21 protein-coding genes are annotated in these 18,366 nt (G+C 59.0%); all 21 read left to right on the top strand.

All coding sequences use genetic code 11. The features are described 5' to 3' along the window. The first annotated feature begins 253 nt into the window (after positions 1–253). The 21 genes from GXP70_RS20235 (at position 254) to GXP70_RS20135 (ending at position 18,365) form a co-directional block, all read left to right on the top strand. A complete protein-coding gene (locus GXP70_RS20235) occupies positions 254–1,645 on the top strand; it encodes an SPOR domain-containing protein (protein WP_162358504.1) in 1,392 nt (463 codons plus the stop codon). Positions 1,646–1,707: 62 nt separating this feature from the next. Next, positions 1,708–1,950 (top strand): DUF4321 domain-containing protein, encoded by a 243-nt coding sequence (locus GXP70_RS20230; RefSeq protein ID WP_162358503.1) that lies wholly within the window; start codon positions 1,708–1,710, stop codon positions 1,948–1,950. Between the two features lie 36 nt (positions 1,951–1,986). Continuing rightward, positions 1,987–2,616, top strand: coding sequence for a Maf family protein (locus GXP70_RS20225; RefSeq protein ID WP_162358502.1), 630 nt, complete (start codon positions 1,987–1,989; stop codon positions 2,614–2,616). A gap of 100 nt (positions 2,617–2,716) precedes the next feature. Then, positions 2,717–3,418 (top strand): RadC family protein, encoded by a 702-nt coding sequence (gene radC, locus GXP70_RS20220; RefSeq protein WP_162358501.1) that lies wholly within the window; start codon positions 2,717–2,719, stop codon positions 3,416–3,418. Positions 3,419–3,461: 43 nt separating this feature from the next. Further along, positions 3,462–4,493, top strand: a complete 1,032-nt coding sequence (locus GXP70_RS20215; protein ID WP_162358500.1) for a rod shape-determining protein — start codon at positions 3,462–3,464, stop codon at positions 4,491–4,493. A 151-nt stretch (positions 4,494–4,644) separates the two neighbouring features. Beyond that, positions 4,645–5,517 carry a rod shape-determining protein MreC gene (gene mreC, locus GXP70_RS20210; protein ID WP_162360579.1) on the top strand — a complete coding sequence of 291 codons (873 nt, stop codon included), beginning with the start codon at positions 4,645–4,647 and terminating at the stop codon, positions 5,515–5,517. Beyond that, positions 5,514–6,038, top strand: coding sequence for a rod shape-determining protein MreD (gene mreD, locus GXP70_RS20205; protein WP_162358499.1), 525 nt, complete (start codon positions 5,514–5,516; stop codon positions 6,036–6,038). The genes mreC and mreD overlap by 4 nt, the downstream gene beginning before the upstream one ends. A 64-nt stretch (positions 6,039–6,102) precedes the next feature. Then, a complete protein-coding gene (gene minC / locus GXP70_RS20200) occupies positions 6,103–6,762 on the top strand; it encodes a septum site-determining protein MinC (protein WP_162358498.1) in 660 nt (219 codons plus the stop codon). Between the two features lie 16 nt (positions 6,763–6,778). Continuing rightward, positions 6,779–7,570 carry a septum site-determining protein MinD gene (minD, locus tag GXP70_RS20195; protein WP_162358497.1) on the top strand — a complete coding sequence of 264 codons (792 nt, stop codon included), beginning with the start codon at positions 6,779–6,781 and terminating at the stop codon, positions 7,568–7,570. Positions 7,571–7,577: 7 nt separating this feature from the next. After that, the gene (locus GXP70_RS20190; protein ID WP_162358496.1) at positions 7,578–8,726 is read left to right on the top strand and encodes an FtsW/RodA/SpoVE family cell cycle protein; all 1,149 of its coding nucleotides are present in this window, start codon (positions 7,578–7,580) and stop codon (positions 8,724–8,726) included. Positions 8,727–8,777: 51 nt separating this feature from the next. After that, complete coding sequence (locus GXP70_RS20185) at positions 8,778–9,644, top strand: hypothetical protein (protein WP_162358495.1); 867 nt, start codon at positions 8,778–8,780, stop codon at positions 9,642–9,644. An 82-nt stretch (positions 9,645–9,726) separates the two neighbouring features. Beyond that, on the top strand, positions 9,727–10,719 hold the full coding sequence (locus tag GXP70_RS20180) for a M23 family metallopeptidase (protein ID WP_162358494.1): 993 nt from the start codon (positions 9,727–9,729) through the stop codon (positions 10,717–10,719). After that, on the top strand, positions 10,712–11,599 hold the full coding sequence (locus GXP70_RS20175; RefSeq protein WP_162358493.1) for a site-2 protease family protein: 888 nt from the start codon (positions 10,712–10,714) through the stop codon (positions 11,597–11,599). The genes GXP70_RS20180 and GXP70_RS20175 overlap by 8 nt, the downstream gene beginning before the upstream one ends. 160 nt (positions 11,600–11,759) lie before the next feature. Next, complete coding sequence (locus tag GXP70_RS20170; RefSeq protein ID WP_162358492.1) at positions 11,760–12,983, top strand: Rne/Rng family ribonuclease; 1,224 nt, start codon at positions 11,760–11,762, stop codon at positions 12,981–12,983. A gap of 206 nt (positions 12,984–13,189) precedes the next feature. Then, complete coding sequence (gene rplU, locus GXP70_RS20165) at positions 13,190–13,501, top strand: 50S ribosomal protein L21 (RefSeq protein ID WP_161694067.1); 312 nt, start codon at positions 13,190–13,192, stop codon at positions 13,499–13,501. An 11-nt stretch (positions 13,502–13,512) separates the two neighbouring features. After that, complete coding sequence (locus GXP70_RS20160) at positions 13,513–13,857, top strand: ribosomal-processing cysteine protease Prp (protein ID WP_162358491.1); 345 nt, start codon at positions 13,513–13,515, stop codon at positions 13,855–13,857. 14 nt (positions 13,858–13,871) lie between these two features. Continuing rightward, positions 13,872–14,177, top strand: a complete 306-nt coding sequence (rpmA, locus tag GXP70_RS20155; RefSeq protein WP_162358490.1) for a 50S ribosomal protein L27 — start codon at positions 13,872–13,874, stop codon at positions 14,175–14,177. A gap of 185 nt (positions 14,178–14,362) precedes the next feature. Next, positions 14,363–15,094, top strand: coding sequence for a Spo0B domain-containing protein (locus GXP70_RS20150; protein WP_162358489.1), 732 nt, complete (start codon positions 14,363–14,365; stop codon positions 15,092–15,094). A gap of 16 nt (positions 15,095–15,110) precedes the next feature. Then, positions 15,111–16,439, top strand: a complete 1,329-nt coding sequence (gene obgE, locus GXP70_RS20145) for a GTPase ObgE (protein WP_162358488.1) — start codon at positions 15,111–15,113, stop codon at positions 16,437–16,439. A gap of 178 nt (positions 16,440–16,617) precedes the next feature. Continuing rightward, a complete protein-coding gene (locus GXP70_RS20140) occupies positions 16,618–17,055 on the top strand; it encodes an ACT domain-containing protein (RefSeq protein ID WP_162358487.1) in 438 nt (145 codons plus the stop codon). Between the two features lie 23 nt (positions 17,056–17,078). After that, complete coding sequence (locus GXP70_RS20135) at positions 17,079–18,365, top strand: homoserine dehydrogenase (RefSeq protein WP_162358486.1); 1,287 nt, start codon at positions 17,079–17,081, stop codon at positions 18,363–18,365. Position 18,366 lies beyond the last annotated feature (1 nt).

Raw genomic sequence — 18,366 nt, 5'->3', positions numbered from 1 at the left:
CAGGGACGGGGATGAAAGCCGGTTACGGAAGCAATAGGATAAGCATACGGTATGACAAGCAGTCAACCAGCTCAAGGACGATCCGGCAACGGAGCTCGTCTCGCGGGAAGGTTGGCTGTTTTTGTTGTCTCCGCTTGTCTGGCCGTCTCTTCTTGGCGCTCGCGTTTGTCCTAGCGACCTGCCGGGACGGGTCATAATTCTCTCAAAACGCTCATAGACTTGTACTAGAGTACGCGGACAAGGAGAGAGTGCGATGAGTACGAAAGGACGCATTACGTATCGGTTCGATAAACAGAGCGGTGCCCGCATCGAGGCGGCCCGGCAGGAGACGAGACGCGCATCGGGCGCGAATGCCGTTCCATACTTCCAGGAGGAACTGAAGTTCTCGTCCGATATCGGCACATGGACCAGTCACTTTCAAGATGACGCCGGGGCATTGGAGCAGCTCATCCGCGAAGCCGACGGCCAGATCCCGAAACAACGCCCGAAGGCGGGCATGAACGAACATGCCGCGGCGGACCGCTTTCCCATAGATGGGCCGGAAGAGCGGCTGTCGGCCTTGGAGACGAACGAGACGATACTGCTGGGCGACGAGGAGGGCGAATTCGAAGCGGCTCCGCGCGCCTATGCCAATCGGACGCCATCGCCGCAGGTTATCGATATGTATCCGCACATCGAGACCGATGACGAACATGGTCATGGCCATAACGAACGGGGAAGACAGGCGTTCCCGGGCGCATTGCCGTCCGGTTCCGGCAAGCGTCCGGCTCAGGGACCGTCCTGGTTCAAAGTGTTTGCCTCCGTAGCGGGCGCGATCGCGACCGGCGCGTTGTTCGGCTACTTCGTGCTGACGATGTTCACGGGCGGCGGCGCATCGGACGCGACGGGCAGCGCCGACGGATCGCTGCCGGCTGTCGGCAGCACGGCCGATCCCGCGAAGACGGCGGCCGGCGGACAAGCGGCGAATGCCGCCGGCACCGGCAGTGCCAACAATTCGGGCGCTTCGGCCGGAACGGGCGCTGCCGGCACCGTCAAGCTGAGCGTGCCCGCGGCGTCCTATTATATGCTGCAATACGGCGTATTCAGCAGCCAGGACGGATTGACGGCGGCCGCGGCGGAGCTGCGCGACAAAGGGCTTGCGGCCGCGTCGCTTACGTCCGGTCAAGATTACCGGATCTACGTCGGCATGGCCTCCGACCGGGCCGCGGCCGATCTGCTCGGGCAGTCGCTGACCGGCATGGATGTCTATGTCAAGCAGGTCGATGTGCCCGCGCTGACGAAGCTAACGTACGGCGGAGCCGCGTCCGACGCGCAGACGTTCTTCGAAGATACGGCCGGCCTGCTCGCCAAGCTGGGCGACATGTCATCCGCCAAGCTGAACGGTCAAGCCGGAACGGGCGATAACGATTGGCAGACGCTGCATCAGCAGTGGACGGAAGCCGCTTCCCGCCTGGAGTCGGGAATGACGGACAAGACGAATAAGGCGTCGCTGCTGAAGCTGATCCAGGCCGTCAATTCGGCCGCCGTCGCCGCAGGCGAATACGCCAAGAAGCCTTCCGATGCGTACTTATGGTCCATGCAGACCGCCATGATGAACGCCGTCTTCATTCAGAAAGACTGGTTTGCAACCAGCGGATCATTGTAAAGCGTTTCCCGTCCGCGTATAATAAATCGTACGTGTCAAAAAATGGCGAGGGACGTTGGAAGATGAAGAAAAATATCTGGGTCTTGCTATTGTTCATGCTAATCGGCCTGCTGGGCGGCGCGCTAATCGCCCGTTCGCTGGCTTCGTTCCCAGGGCTCTCGTTTCTGACGAATACGACCACGATCAGCTGGTCGCCCGACGCGGATTTGCTCGTGCTGAGCTACGCCTTAACGCTGCATGTTCATATCAGCCTGCTCAGCCTCGCCGGTTTGGCGGTTGCGATCTGGCTGTACCGCAAGCTTTAGAACCGCCTAGGGAAACGCAAAGGAGCATGGCCTGAAATGGGACAATCCCGCATTCATTCAACCGAACATTTGCGCCAGCTCGTGCTGGCTTCATCTTCTCCCCGCCGGCGGGAATTGGTCGCATCACTCGGCCTTTCCTTGCCGGTTCTCATTTTGCCCAGCGATACGGACGAAGGGACGCCGCCGGATTGGCAGCCGTCCGAAGTCGTCGAGCAGCTCGGCTTGCGCAAAGCGCGCGCGACGGCGAGGCTGCTCGCCGCCGAGGACAGAGCGGGCTCGCTCATCGTCGGCGCGGACACGATCGTCGTGCTGGACGGCGAGATCCTCGGCAAGCCGCAGGACCGCGCGGATGCCATCGCCACGCTGACCCGGCTGCAAGGCCGGCGCCATCGCGTATACACCGGCGTCGCGTGCGTCGATACGCGCAGCGGCCGTGAACTGGCCGCCCATCGGATGACCGAGGTCCTGATGAAGCCGCTGGATCCCATGATTATCGAACGCTACGTGGACACCGGCGAGCCGATGGATAAAGCCGGCAGCTACGGCATTCAAGGCCGCGGTTCCGTCTTGGTCGAGCGAATCGAGGGCTGCTACTTTACCGTGGTCGGCCTTCCGCTCGCGCTATTGTCGGACATGCTGGCCGAATTTGAAATTGCGGTCATATGACGCCCGCTGCGCCGCCGGCAAGGCCGGCGACAGCTTCAGAAGGCCGGGACCCGTCCCGGCCTTGCGTCGCAATCAACCTACGATAAGGCAGGGAATGTTCATGAAGGCAGAGGCGGAACAACAGTCTTACGTGCTCAAGAACGTCCCTAACGAAGACCGACCTAGAGAACGCCTGATGACCGTTGGGGCCGAAGCACTCAGTCATGCGGAATTGCTTGCGATATTGCTGCGCACGGGGACGAGGAGCGAATCCGCCGTTCTTCTGGCTTCCCGGATTCTTGCCCAGTGCGGCAGCCTGCGCGGTCTTGTGGATATGAGCATCGCGGAGCTGACGAACATCCGCGGCATCGGACCGGCGAAAGCGGTTCAACTGCGCGCCGGCATCGAGCTCGGCCGCCGTCTGGCCCGCAGCCGGCAGGGCGAGCTGCCGACGATCCGCCGGCCGGCGGACGCGGCACAGCTGATGATGGAAGAGCTCCGCTACTTGAAGCAGGAGCATTTCGTCTGTTTGTTTCTGAATACGAAAAACCAGGTCATTGCGACCGAAACGCTGTCCGTCGGCACGCTGAACGCGACGCTCGTCCATCCCCGCGAAGTGTTTCGCGCCGCCATGAAATGCAGCAGCTCGTCCTTGATCTGCATGCATAACCATCCGAGCGGAGATCCGACGCCGAGCTCCGAAGATATCGCGTTGACGAAACGGCTTGCCGAAGCGGGGGAGCTTGTCGGCATCGACGTGCTGGACCATTTGGTAATAGGTGACAATCGCTTTATAAGTTTGAAGGAGCAAGGCCACATGTAATATAATAAGAGGGATTGTCTTATGAAAGAAGGGAAGATACAACATGTTTGGTGGTTCGAAAGATTTAGGAATCGATTTGGGTACGGCTAACACGCTCGTCTATGTCAAAGGAAAAGGAATTGCCGTAAGAGAACCTTCCGTGGTTGCTCTTCGTACCGATACAAAAAAAATCGAAGCCGTCGGCGAGCATGCGAAGAAAATGATCGGACGCACGCCGGGCAATATTCGCGCGATCCGTCCGATGAAGGACGGCGTAATCGCGGATTTCGACACAACGTCGACGATGATCAAATATTTCATTCGTCAGGCGCAGAAGAGCCGTTCGTTGTTCCCGCGCCATCCGAACGTGATGGTATGCGTGCCGTCCGGCATTACGGCCGTCGAGCAGCGCGCCGTGAAGGACGCGACCGTGCAGGCGGGCGCGCGCGAGGCGTTTACGATCGAGGAGCCGTTCGCGGCGGCGATCGGCGCCAATCTGCCGGTCTGGGAACCGACGGGCAGCATGGTCGTCGATATCGGAGGCGGCACGACGGAAGTCGCCGTCATCTCGCTCGGCGGCATCGTAACGAGCCGTTCCATCCGCATCGCAGGCGATGAAATGGACGAAGCGATCATGCAGTATATCAAACGGATGTACAACCTGATGATCGGGGAACGGACGTCCGAGCAGCTGAAGATGGAGATCGGCTCGGCAATGGCGCTGGAGCAGCAGGAAACGATCGAAATCCGCGGCCGCGACCTTGTCTCCGGTCTGCCGAAGACGCTGCCGATTTCGTCCGACGAAATTTGCGAAGCGCTGGCCGATACCGTCAATGCCATCGTAGACGCGGTCAAGATCACGCTGGAGAAGTGCCCGCCGGAGTTGTCCGCGGACATCATGGACCGGGGCATCGTCCTGACGGGCGGCGGCGCGCTGCTGAAGAACCTGGACAAGCTGCTTGCGCGCGAAACGGGCATGCCGGTCATCGTCGCGGAGAATCCGCTGGACTGCGTTGCCATCGGCACGGGCCGGGCGCTCGACAACATCGACTTGTTCAAGACGCGCGGAGGCCCGGTTTCCCGTTCCAAGAAATAATCCGGGCAAGAATGCAAGGGGAAACGGATAACGACGCTGATCGGTTTGGACGGGCCACGGGTCCGTTCGGCATTCAGCGGCGGTGATCGGTTTGAACGGCCATGGGGCTGTTCAGCATGGAATGGGCAGGTGAGACGAAGTGTTTAATTGGATGCGCAACAGACGGATGTTTGTGCTCATGATCGTATTTATTCTCTTCGTCGCCGTCATGGGCTTTTCGATCGGCGACCGGAAGAAACTGACCTGGCCGGAGAATTTCGCGCTCGATACGTCGAGCTTCCTGCAGGAGTGGCTGTACAGGCCGGCCGGTTATGTCTCGGGTCTCGTTCACGACCTCTCCCACTTGCGGGAGGTCTACAAGGAGAACGAGCAGCTGCGCATTGCGGCTGCCGCATACGCGCGGGACAGCATCAAGTACAATTTCATGGAATCGAAATTGAAGACGCTTGAAGAAGATTTGAAGTTCACGGAACGCCAGAAGCAGCTGGACAATTATAAATACCTGATCGCGCAGGTCATTGCCGTCAGCAACGATCCGTATAACGGAACGATCCGCATCAACCTCGGCTCCAAGGACGGCATCAAGCCGGACATGGTCGTCGTGACGAACAAGGGCCTGGTCGGCCTGACGAGCAGGGTCGATCCGTTCTACTCGTCCGTCATGCCGATCACGAAGCTGAACGTCAACTCCGTCGACACGAAGCAGATCGCCGCCACGGTGCTGAGCAGCCTCGGCAAGGAGAAGGAGTCGTTCGGCATCGTCGACAACTACGATCCGGAGACCGGCAAGCTGTCCATGTCGAAGATTTCCGAGCACGATCCGCTCAAGAAAGGCGATACGATCATTACGTCGGGCCTCGGCAACGTATTCCCGCGCGGAATCGTCATCGGCACGGTCGACAGCAGCCAGGTGGGCGACTTCGGCCTTACTTACACGGCAACGATCACGCCGGCGGCGGATTTCGACCATCTGACGGAAGTGTTCGTCGTACAAATGCCCGACACGGGAGAAGCCGCGCCATGAGCCTGCAGCGTATCATCGGCGTCATGCTGCTCTTCTTCCTCGTAGAAGGAACGCTGTTCTATTGGCTGCTGCCCGACAATCTGGTCGGGCGCATCGTGCCTCATTTTACGCTCGCCTTCGTTCTGTTCGCCGCCCTCTACCGGGGGCGCCACTCGGCGCTGCTGCTGGGCTTGTCGTTCGGCTTGCTGCAGGATCTGGCCTTCTACGGCCGAATTATCGGCGTTCATTCCTTCACCATGGGCCTCGTCGGCTATATGACGGGACTGATGCTGGAGCGCAAGCGCAGCACGCTGATGATGGCGCTCTCCATGATCGGGCTGTCCACGCTCGTCTACGATACGGTCGTCTACTTCATATATCGGGTGTTTCGGCTGACGAGCCAGCCTTTTGAATGGGCGCTGTCGCACCATATCATTCCGAGCTTGTTCATGCAGCTTCTGTTCGCTTTGGTATTATACGTACCTGCAAGACGATGGTTCGAAGGCAGCAAGAAGCCCAAGACCGAAGATGAAGAAGATTAAGGCGGTTCCGTTGCAGGAATACGCATTCGATTGAAAGAATCGTATACAGAGGGGTGGGGCGAGCGTGACCGAGAAGCAGCATATTACGATAAAAGGCGTCAAGGATGGATTGATCTTCCTTCTTGACGACAATTGCGAGTTTTCCACCTTGTTGGACGAGCTGCAATATAAGCTGGAAAAGTCGCATCAACAGCTGCTGACTGGCCCCATCGTTCACGTCCAAGTGAAGCTCGGCACCCGTCAAGTGAATGAGGAAGAGAAAGAACGCATCAAAGCCGCGATCAGACAGCAGGGCAATTTGCTCGTGCAATCCGTCGAGAGCGAAGTCAAAGCCGAACCGAAGCCCGAGGACGGCAACAACCTCAAGCTGATCACGGGCATCGTCCGCTCCGGCCAAACGCTGGAGCATGACGGCAGCCTGCTGCTGCTGGGCGATGTTAACCCGGGCGGGACGGTGCTGTGCACGGGGGATATATTCGTGCTCGGCGCTCTTCGCGGTTTGGCCCATGCCGGCTGCAAGGGGAACAAGGAAGCGGTCATCGCCGCCTCGTTGCTGCGGCCGACGCAGCTGCGCATCGACGAGATCATCAGCCGTCCCCCGGACGAGTGGATGACGGGCGATGCGCAGATGGAATACGCCTTTCTGAGCGACGGCGTTATGAAAATCGATAAAATGACGCAGCTGCAGCGTTTGCGGAAGCTGCCGGTCGTGTTTAGAGCTTGAGCGGGGAGTGTGAGTCATGGGAGAAGCGATAGTTGTTACATCGGGTAAAGGCGGGGTCGGCAAAACGACGACTTCCGCCAATATCGGCACTGCGCTTGCTTTGCTGGGCAAGAAAGTATGCATGGTAGATACGGATATCGGCTTGCGCAATCTGGACGTCGTCATGGGGCTGGAGAACCGCATCATCTACGATTTGATCGATGTCGCGGAAGGCCGCTGCAGGCTGAACCAGGCGCTGGTGAAGGACAAACGGTTCGACGAGCTGTATATGCTGCCGGCTGCCCAGACGAAGGATAAAAGCGCGATCTCGCCCGAGCAGGTCAAGGATATGGTGCTGGAACTGAAGAAGGAATTCGATTACATCATCATCGACTGTCCCGCGGGCATCGAGCAAGGGTTTCGCAACGCCATTGCCGGAGCGGACCGCGCGATCGTCGTGACGACGCCGGAGAATGCCGCAGTCCGCGACGCCGACCGGGTCATCGGGCTGCTGGAGCAGTCGCAGGTACCGGCGCGCCTCGTCATCAACCGCATCCGCGCCAACATGGTGCGTTCCGGCGAGATGCTCGATATCGACGAGATCTGTCAAGTGCTCGCCATCGATCTGCTCGGCATCGTGCCGGACGACGAGAAGGTGATTCGCTCCGCGAACGCCGGCGAGCCGACCGTTATGGACCCGTCCTCCCGCGCCGCAATCGCCTACCGCAACATCTCCAGACGGATGCTCGGCGATATGGTTCCCCTCATGCCGCTGGAAGAGAAAGCGGGCGTTATGAAGCGTTTCCGCAAGTTTCTTGGGATAGGATGAATGCGTAGTGCTGAATAAACTGAAAAAGATCGACGTGGGCATTATCGTCATCTTGCTGGCCTTCACGGTTGTCAGTACGCTTCTCGTGCACAGCGCGACGTACGGCAATCCGGGATACGCCAGCTACGACACCAAAACGGTCATATTCTTCGGCATTGGCTTCGTCGTCGCGCTGCTCGCGGCCATGGTCGATTACCGGATCTATTTGAAATTCTGGTATGTTTTGTACGGCATCTGCGTCGTGCTGCTTGTCATCGTCTATTTGACGGCGCCGGAAATCAACGGCGCGAAGAGCTGGTTTCCGCTTCCGGGGGGATTGCAGTTTCAACCGGCGGAGATGGCGAAGCTGGTTTTGATCATTACGGTCGCTTTCTTGATGGGCCGCAGGCAGGGCGATCCGCTCCGGATCAGACAGGATCTGTTCGTCATTGCCTTCTTCTCGTTCATCTTGTTCGCGCTCGTCATGATACAGCCCGATTTGGGCAATGCCATCATCTATCTTGTCATCGTGCTGGGCATGCTCTGGATCGGCAACGTCCGTTATACGCATGTGCTGCTTGGCCTCGGAATCGTGGTGGGCGGGACCATCCTGTTCGTATCCTTGTTCAATACGTACAACAAAGAAATCCACGATTATATGGTCGAGCACAAGAAAGTGCACTGGTACGAACGGATCAACGGCTTTATCAATCCGGAAACGGCTTCCGAGAAGGAAGTGTACCAGGCGAACAAAGCCAAAATCGCCATCGGATCCGGCGGATTGACCGGCGACGGATATATGAACGGGCAGTCCAAGAAAAGGGGTTTCATTCCGTACCCGTATTCGGACGCGATCTTCGTCGTCATCGGCGAAGAGTTCGGCTTCCAGGGCGCCGCGGTCGTGCTGATGCTCTATTTCTTATTGATCTACAGGATGATCATCATTGCCTTCCAGTGTTATGACTTGCGAGGATCGTTCATCGTCATCGGCGTCGTATCGATGTACGTCTTCCAAGTCTTCCAGAACATCGGCATGATGATCGGCTTGATGCCCATTACCGGCATTACGCTTCCGTTCATCAGCTACGGCGGCACGTCGCTCTTGCTGAACATGCTTTGCATCGGCATCGTGTTCAGCGTGAAAGTCCACCAGGAGAAATACGAATTGGCTACTTGACCGTCCGGCGCCGCCGGGCGGTTTTCTTGGTTTGCTAGGGGAGGCAGGAAGATGGAGAACACCCGGAAGCCAGCGCGTTCCGTGCAGGCCGCGCATACCGCGCAGACCGTGCGGATCACGCAGGCCGCACAATTCGCGCACTATATTGGCATCGATTATTCGGGGAAAGGGCTGCCCAGCCAGCGGCACACCGCGATTCAAATCTTTGAGGCAGGCACGGAAGGGGAGCCGGTCCGGGCGCAAGGCATGAGCAGCTGGTCCCGGCAAGGCGTCTATCGGTACCTGTCGGAACGGCTGGAAGCGCAGCGCGCCGGCCGTCTCGGGCCGATGATCGTCGGCATGGATCACGGGCTGTCGTTTCCGCTCTCGTATTTCCAGGCCGACACGCCGGTCAAGCCGCGTCTGACGTCGTGGATGGATTTCATGGCTCATTTCCATGACATGTGGTCCGGCGCGATGACGGGCACGGTCGCCTCCGTGCGCGCGGCGACGCTGCCGTATGCCGATCCGAGGGAGCTGCGGCTGACCGAGAAGTTCACGCCTGCGGCCAAGAGCGTCCTGAACTTGAACCCGACGCTCATCTCCGTCGCGTTCTCGACGCATGCGGGACTGCCGTGGCTCTATGCACTTCGCTCGGCCTACCCGGACGTGCTGCATGTCTGGCCGTACGACGGTCTGCATCCGGCCCCGGGCATGAGCGTCATTGCCGAAGCGTACCCGTCGCTTCTCTATCATCGCTACGCATATCCGACGGAGCTGACGAAGCGGGACGAGAAGGATGCTTACGCGATCGCCCGCTGGCTGCAGGAACAGGATTCGGGCGGAGCGCTGCGCCTTTACATGGGCTTGCCGACGCTGAATGAACGCCAGCTTGCCGAAATCGTGCCGCTCGAAGGCTGGATTCTCGGCGTGCTGTAATCGGTTCGGGACAACTCATAACTAGTCCGGGCGCCTCATATACTGGAGTGAACAAGCTGTATAGAGGCGGAGGGGATTGGCGATGGATACCCGTAACAGCATCCGTGAACGCAGGCAGGAGCGCATTCGCCGGATTATCGAAAATAACGAGCGCCGTGCCGGCAAGGACCAGAGGCAGAGCGCCGCGCAAGACGAGCAGGGCTTGAAGTCCCGCCGCCAGCCGGACAACCGGTCGCTGCGCCTGCCGCTGAAGACGGATCAACCTGCCGAGGACTGGCAGGAACAGCCCGCGCCGCCGTCGAGGCGCGAGGAAGATCCGGAACGGTTGTGGAAAGCGAATCCCAATCCGTGGCAGACCGCAGGCTGGAATATCGCGCCGCTTCCGAGCAAGGATGTCCGGGCGGGCAAGACGGGCGGGCCGCCCCCCGATCCGCCGAAGGGCGACGCCCGGTTTATCGTGCGGGGGTTGTTTATTCAGTCGGTCATCGCGGCAGCGGTATTCGCCATCGTCTTCATGATGTTCAGGACGGATCTGCCCGCGGCCGAGAAAGGCCGGGAGGCGGTAACGGCCGCCCTGACCGAGAACATGGACTTTCATGCGGCTTCGTCGCTGTATAAGAAATGGTTCGCCGGCACGCCGTCGTTCATCCCGTACTTCGGCGGCAAAGGCGATGAAGAGACCCGGCTGGCCGAAGGCGCGGTCGCGCTGCCGATCGTGTCGCCGCTGCCCGCCGGCACGGTCGTGCAGACGTTCGCGGAGTCGCTGAGCGGCGTCCAGATCGCCGGCACGCCGGAGCAGTCCGTGCTGGCGGCGGAGACGGGACGCGTCACGCTCGTGACGAATAACGGCGAAGAAGGCGAGACGGTCATCGTGCAGCATGCCGGCGACCGGGTCACGGTGTACAGTCATCTGTTCGGCGTCATCGTGGCGCCCGACGATTGGGTGGAGGCGGGCAAGACGCTCGGGAAGCTCGCCCCGGCCAAGGCCGATAACGGCGGGCAGAGCCTGCTGTTCTTCGCGGTGAAGGAGAAAGGCCGGTACGTCAATCCTGCGGACGTCGTTCCGCTTGATTAAGCTTGGCGGCATCCGGTGGTCCGTTCATCCGCTCTTCGTGCTGATTATGCTCGCATCCGTCCTCACGGGCTCGTTCGTCGAGCTGCTGACGCTGTTCGCGATCGTGCTCGTTCACGAGCTGGGTCATGTCATCGCCGCGAGAAGCTTCGGCTGGACGGTGCGGGAGGTGAAGCTGCTGCCTTTCGGCGGGGTGGCGGAAGTCGAGGACGGAAGCGGGCTGTCGGCGAAGGAGGAGGCGCTCGTGGCGCTCGCGGGGCCGCTGCAGAACGTCTGGATGGCCGGGGCGGCGTGGCTGCTCGGACAGATCGGAATATGGCAGCCGGAATGGGCTGCCTATGTCTGCCAAGCGAATATCATGATCGGGCTGTTTAACCTGCTGCCGATTCTTCCGCTGGACGGCGGCAAGCTGCTGCAAGCAGGGCTGAGCCGGACGCTGACGTTTCATGGCACGCTCGTGTGGGGGACAAGAATCAGCCTGTTCTTCAGCGCGCTCATGATTGTCGGCGCCGCCGTTCCTGCGCTCTTGAGCAAGAACGCGGTCCATTTGCATGCGAATTTGCTCGCGGTCGGGCTCTTCCTGCTGCTGACCAATTGGACAGCCTATCGCAACATCCCCTTCCTGTTCCTGCGCTTCCTGACGAATCGCGCGGCATCGGCTTCGAAACAGGTATCGCGGGGAACGTGGGCCTTTCCCATCATCGTGCCGAAGGGGTATACCGTGCTTGCGGCGCTGCGCCTGTTCAAGCGGGACAGCTACCACCTGATCGTCGTGATGGAGGAGCGGGGAGACGTGCTTGGCGTGCTCCCGGAGCAGCGTCTCGTCAGCGGTTTTCTCTCGGACGGAAAAGCGGACCGTGCGGTATTGGAGCTTTTCATGTGAGAAAGCCGTTATCGAAGCCATTCCAAGAACGAACGGCCGCGTGCGGAGGTTTGTTTTATCGCCGACAAGAATTCGTTTTTCCAATAAACTTGGAAACTTTAAATTCTTATGTGGTAAAATAAATATCCGTGGAGACCGTTCGAGGCAGGAGGGCATCGCAATGAAGAAAATGCTGGTTCACGGTCAGAAGGACATGCTTCAAATCGCCATCGTGAGCGACAACGCGCTGTATGAATATTACATGGAGAAGACGGAGAATGCCGGACAGCTCGTCGGAAGCATCATCAAGGCGCGCGTTATCAACGTCTTGCCCGGTATGCAGGCGGCTTTCGTCGATATCGGGCTTCCCAAGAACGCGTTCCTCTATATCGACGATGTGCTCCACCCGCATCTCGAGCGCCAGCCGAAGGAGAAGCCGCTGATCGCCGAGCTGCTTCAGCCCGGCCAGGAGCTTCTCGTGCAAGTCATGAAAGAACCGCTCGGAGGCAAAGGCGCGCGCGTGACGACGCATTTCTCGCTGCCCGGCCGCTTTCTCGTCTATATGCCGATCGCGGATTACATAGGCGTTTCCAAGAAAGTGAGCACGGAGGCGGAACGTTCGCGCATGCGCGCCGTAGGGGACAAGATCCGGCTGCCCGGAGAAGGCGTCATCATGCGCACGGCCGCCGAAGGCGAGAGCGTGGAGTCGCTGCAGCAGGACGTGCAGTTTCTGCGCGAGCATTGGCAGGAAATCCGCCACCGGGGCGAGACGGCCTCGGCGCCGACGCTGCTTCACCGCGACGCGGATCTGGTGCACCGGCTCGTCCGCGACCTGCTGACGACGGAGATCGACGAGATATGGATCGACGACGGCTCCGTCTTCAGGCGGACGAAAGCGATGATGAAGCGGCTTGCGCCGGCCATGCTGCCGCGCTTGCGGCTGTTCGTGCCCCAGATCGGCGGCGCTTCGCTGTTTCAGCAGGAGCGTATCCACGAGCAGCTTCAGGAAGCTTCGCAGCGGCGGTTCAGGCTGAAATCCGGCGGCGATCTCGTCTGGGACCAGACGGAAGCGCTGACGGTCATCGACGTGAATACGGGGTCGTTCGTCGGCTCCTCGGATCTGGAGGACACCGTATTCCGCACCAATCTGGAAGCGGCCGAGCAGATTGCCCGGCTGCTGCGGCTTCGGGACGCGGGCGGCATCATCATCGTCGATTTCATCGATATGGAAGAAGAGCGGCACCGCGAGCAGGTGATGCACCTGCTGGAACGGCTGGCGAGATCCGACCGGACGAAGTGCCAGGTTGTCGGCTGGACAAGGCTCGGTCTGCTGGAGATGACGCGCAAGAAAGTGCGCGAGCAGAAGATGCCGCCTTCCAAAGAAACGTCCGGCGGCCGGGATTAGAATCGGCCAAGGCGGCAGGAAATCAAGAAATGCCCAAAATTTAAATTGCTATCGTTATTCATCTATGTTAAGATGTTATGGTGTCTGCGATTGGGAAACATAATTTCAGGCATCATTACCGCACAGAACAGGTACATAAGCTCGCGAAAGCCCGGCTTTCACGGCACCTGCATCAGGCGAGTCTTCGATATAAGGAGGTGCAACACATGTTTGCGATCATTGAAACGGGTGGAAAGCAATACAAAGTGCAAGAAGGCGACGTTCTTTACATCGAGAAACTGGATGCTGCTGAAGGCGAGAGCGTAACGTTCGACCGCGTATTGGCTGTTTCCAAGGGCGAAGAGTTCGTTACCGGCACACCGGTAGTTTCCGGCGCTACGGTAACGGCTACTGTCGAGAAACACGGCAGAGGTCAAAAAATCATCGTTTTTAAATATAAAGCGAAGAAAAACTACCGCCGTAAGCAAGGCCACCGTCAACCGTACTCCAAAGTTACGATTGGCAAGATTCAGGCTTAAGAGGCATCTCGATGATTACGGTGAGCATTATGCGGCAGTCCGCCGCTGATTCCCGGATCGTATCGTTTGCAATCGAAGGACATGCCAAGTTCGCCAATCCCGGCAAGGACATCGTCTGCGCCGGCGTGTCGGCCGTATCGGTCGGCACGGTGAACGCGATCGAAGCGCTGGCGGGCGTAGCGCTCCCGGCTTCGATGAAGAGCGGCTGGCTGCGGTCAGAAATCCCCGCTGGAGAGCTTGATGCCGATTCCGACGCGAAGACGCAGCTTCTCCTGGAAAGTATGATCGTCATGCTGGAGTCCATTGCAGCCTCGTACGGCAAGTTTGTCGTTATTCGTCACCTATTTCGTGAATAAAGGAGGGAACATCCATGTTGAAACTGAATCTCCAGCTCTTCGCTTCGAAGAAAGGTGTAGGTTCCACGAAGAACGGACGTGACAGCCAATCGAAACGTCTCGGCGCCAAGCGTGCCGACGGCCAAGTCGTAACGGCGGGTAGCATCCTTGTTCGTCAACGCGGAACGAAAGTTCATCCGGGCAACAACGTTGGTATCGGTAAAGACGATACGCTCTTCGCGAAAGTGGAAGGCGTCGTGAAATACGAGCGTTGGGGACGCGACCGTAAGAAAGTCAGCGTTTACCCGGTTGCGGCAGCAGCAGTCGCTGCAGCGGAATAAGCAACAATCCCCGGTCTGCTTGCAGGCCGGGGTTTTCTATATTCAGACGGATTTCCCCGCCGGCCCCTCCTGTTCGATGAAACGTTCCTGCCGCGCCCGTCACAAGACGGCGCTTGATACAGACAGCCGTATCGCCATGTGCTATACTGGACATGGCTAGAAAGAATAGGAAAGTAGGCTCGATCATGAATCGCACCCGATATTATGCGGCCTCTTCTGTCATCTTGCCGGCGGCGGCTGTCCTCATATGGCCCGCGCACCGGTGGCTGCTGGCCGTATTTCTGGCATGGACCCTGGCAGCGGCCGCATGGTGGATGCGCTCGCTGGCGCGGGAACAAGCCGGGCAGCTCGAACGGCTGGAACAGACGATGCAGCAGAAGGCGATAACGACGCTTAATCATCACCGGCATGATTGGATGAATGACCTGCAGATTATTTACGGCTATTCCCGAATGGGGAAGACGGATAAGACGATTCAGTGCGTGGAACAGATAAAAGAACGAATGACGACGGAAAGCAAGATCGCGAAGCTGGGCATTCCGTCGCTCGTGCTTTTTCTGCAGTCTTTCCGGACGATGACCAACGCGATGGTCATCGACTTGGACATCGACGGCGAATTGAATTTGGCCTCGCTCTTCCCCGAATCGAAGGAACGCGCGGCGAATGCGATTATAGAGCTCATTCAGGCGTACCGCAGCGCGGCGGCTTCGAGCGACGGCCATGCGGCCCGTCTGCTCGTGGACGTGTCTGCGGACGAGGAAACGCTGCATATGGCGTTTCATTTGGACGGCGAGCTGAAATCGGGCAGCGAATGGAAGACGAATTGCGAGCGTGCGCTTCAAGGATCCCCGCTGCATATGGCGGGCGTCGACGACGGCAAAGGGATGCTGATGCTGGAAGCGCAGCTTGGGAACTAAACGGAGGACGTAAGAGATGTTTGTCGATAAGGCGAAAATATTCGTAAAAGGCGGCGACGGCGGGAACGGAATCGTGTCGTACCGGAGAGAGAAATACGTGCCGAACGGCGGTCCGGCAGGCGGCGACGGCGGCAAAGGCGGCGACGTTATTTTCCGCGTTGACAGCGGATTGCGCACGCTGATGGATTTCCGCTACCAGAAGCACTTCAAGGGCGAACGCGGCGAGCGCGGCAAAGTGAAAACGATGCACGGCGCGAACGCGGAGGACATGATCGTCCGCATTCCGCCGGGAACGGTTATCATCGATGACGATTCCGGCGAAATCATCGCCGACATGACGCAGAACGGATCGGAGATCGTCGTGGCGAAGGGCGGGCGCGGCGGACGCGGCAACTGCCGGTTCGCGACGGCCAGCAACCCGGCGCCGGACTTTGCCGAGAACGGCGAGGAAGGCGCGGAGCGTTGGATCATCCTGGAACTGAAAGTCATGGCGGACGTCGGTCTCGTCGGCTTCCCGAGCGTCGGCAAGTCCACGCTCCTGTCGGTCGTGTCGGCGGCGCAGCCGAAGATCGGCGCATACCATTTCACGACGATTTCGCCGAATCTCGGCGTAGTCGACGTCGGCGACGGCCGCAGCTTCGTCATGGCGGATTTGCCGGGGCTGATCGAAGGCGCGCATGAAGGCGTCGGTCTCGGTCATGATTTTCTGCGGCATGTGGAACGGACGCGCATCATCCTGCATGTGCTCGACATGTCGGGCTCGGAGGGGCGCGATCCTTACGAGGATTGGGTAACGATCAACAACGAGCTGGAGCTGTACAACCCGGCGCTGGCGGAGCGTCCTCAGATTATCGTGGCCAACAAGATGGACATGCCGGATTCCGAGGATAATCTGGCGTTGTTCCGCGAACAGCTGGCAGCGCGCGGCGACGAGATCGAGCATAAGATCGTGCCGATGTCATCGCTCACGAAGCAAGGGGTGCAGGAGCTGCTGTACAAGGCGGCCGACCTGCTCGAGACCGTGCCGGAGACCCGGCAGATCGAAGAAGTGCGCGACGTGGCGGAGCGCAAGGTGTACACGCTGGACAAGGAAGAGGACCGCTCGTTCAAGGTCGGCAAGGAGAACGAAGGCTTCTATGTCGAGAGCCCGTATATCGAGAAGTTCATGAAGCGGGTCAACCTGAACAATTCGTACGATGCGATCATGCGGTTCGCCAGAACGCTGCGCATGATGGGCGTCGACGCGGAGCTGCGGAAGATCGGGGCGAAGGACGGGGACATCGTGCGCATCGCCGATTTCACGTTCGAATTCTTCGAGGGAAGCGACTTTTACTATCACGAATAACCTTAAGCGGATTACGGAGCTGCCGGAGCCGTGTGTGCAGGTCGACTGCAGACATGGCGGAGGCGGCTTTTTTGCGGTCGATTGGCTTGTTCGATGGAAATGACTATTGCCGCCTCATCGGTTTTTCGCTATAATGTCCTCTATGAGAGAACAGTTGTCTTTGATGGGAGGACGCATTGTGGAAGACCGATATTACGTCGTTCGCGAGGATATGCTGCCGGAAGCCATCGTGAAGACCATACAGGTCAAGGAGATGCTCCGCCGCGGCGAAGCGGCTACCGTTCATGAAGCCGCCGAGCGGGTAGGTCTGAGCCGCAGCGCCTTCTATAAATACAAAGACGGGGTGTATACGCAGGATCATCTCAAACGGGAGACGATCGCGACCATCTCGATGGATTTGGACCACCGTTCAGGCGTGCTTTCGAAGGTGCTCGGGCTTGTGGCCGGCTCGGAAGGCAACGTGCTGACGATCCACCAAACGATTCCCCTGCAAGGATTAGCCAATGTCGTCATTTCCGTCGATACCTCTCGTATGCAAGGCGCGATGTCCGGGTTCATGGACGCGCTCCGCAGGCAGGGCGGCGTTCGAAAGGCGTCCATCATCGGACAAGGATAGACTATATACTGGAGGGTTACGGAATGAAACCGATTAAAGTAGGATTGCTTGGACTCGGCACCGTAGGAACGGGCGTCGTGCGTATTGTGGAGGGGCATCAGCCGGATCTTCAAAGCCAGGTGGGCTCTCCGATCGTCATCGAGAAAGTGCTCGTGCAGAACAAGAGCAAGGAGCGTTCCATCAGCATTCATCCCGATAAATTGACGGAGGACGCATGGGATATCATCCATAATCCCGACATTGACGTGATCGTCGAAGTGATGGGCGGCATCGAGACGACGAAGGGCTATATTCTCGAAGCGCTGGCCCGCGGCAAGCATGTCGTGACGGCGAACAAGGATTTGATGGCGCTGCACGGCCCCGAAATCATTGCTGCCGCGCAAGAGAACAACTGCGATGTCTATTATGAAGCGAGCGTTGCCGGCGGCATCCCGATCATCCGGACATTGGTCGAAGGCTTCTCCTCCGACCGGATTACGAAGATCATGGGGATCGTCAACGGAACGACGAACTATATCTTGACGAAGATGAGCCAGGAAGGCGCGGCTTACGGCGACGTGCTGAAGGAAGCGCAGGAGCTCGGCTATGCCGAAGCCGATCCGACGTCCGACGTCGAAGGTCTGGATGCGGCGCGCAAAATGACCATTCTCGCGACGCTGGGCTTCCGCGCGAACGTCGCGCTGGAGGATGTGGACGTGAAAGGCATTTCGGCCATTACCCGCGAAGAGATTCTGTACGCGAAACGCCTTGGTTACGAAGTCAAGCTCCTTGGCATCGCGGAGCGCCAGGACGACTACATCAGCGTCAGCGTGCAGCCGACGATGGTGAAAGCTTCGCATCCGATCGCGTCCGTCAACGGCGTGTTCAACGCGGTGTACGTGTACGGCGAAGCCGTAGGCGAGACGATGTTCTACGGCCCGGGCGCCGGCGAACTGCCGACGGCGACTTCGGTCGTGGCCGACCTCGTTGCGGTCGTGAAGAACTTGAAGCTCGGCGTGAACGGCAAGCAGGAGACGCTGGCGTACAACGAGAAGAAGCTCAAAACCGACGAGCAGATCGCCTCGAAATATTTCATGCTGCTTCACGTGGCCGATCGCGCAGGCGTGCTCGCCCGGATCACGCAGGCGTTCGCGGAGCATGAGGTCAGCCTGGAATCCGTGCTGCAGCAGCCGAATCCGAGCATCCCGGAAGCGGAAATCATCATCATTACGCATGACGCCAGCAAAGCTGCGGCGAATCGCGTCCTGAAATCGCTGGAAGACATGGAAGTCGTGAAATCGATCAAGAGCGTTTACCGCGTAGAAGGGTAAC

The sequence above is a fragment of the Paenibacillus lycopersici genome (genome assembly GCF_010119935.1).
In the GTDB taxonomy this organism is placed as follows: Bacteria; Bacillota; Bacilli; order Paenibacillales; family Paenibacillaceae; genus Paenibacillus_Z; species Paenibacillus_Z lycopersici.
Note: the sequence above shows the minus strand (reverse complement) of the source record. Positions and strands in the feature narration are given on the sequence as shown.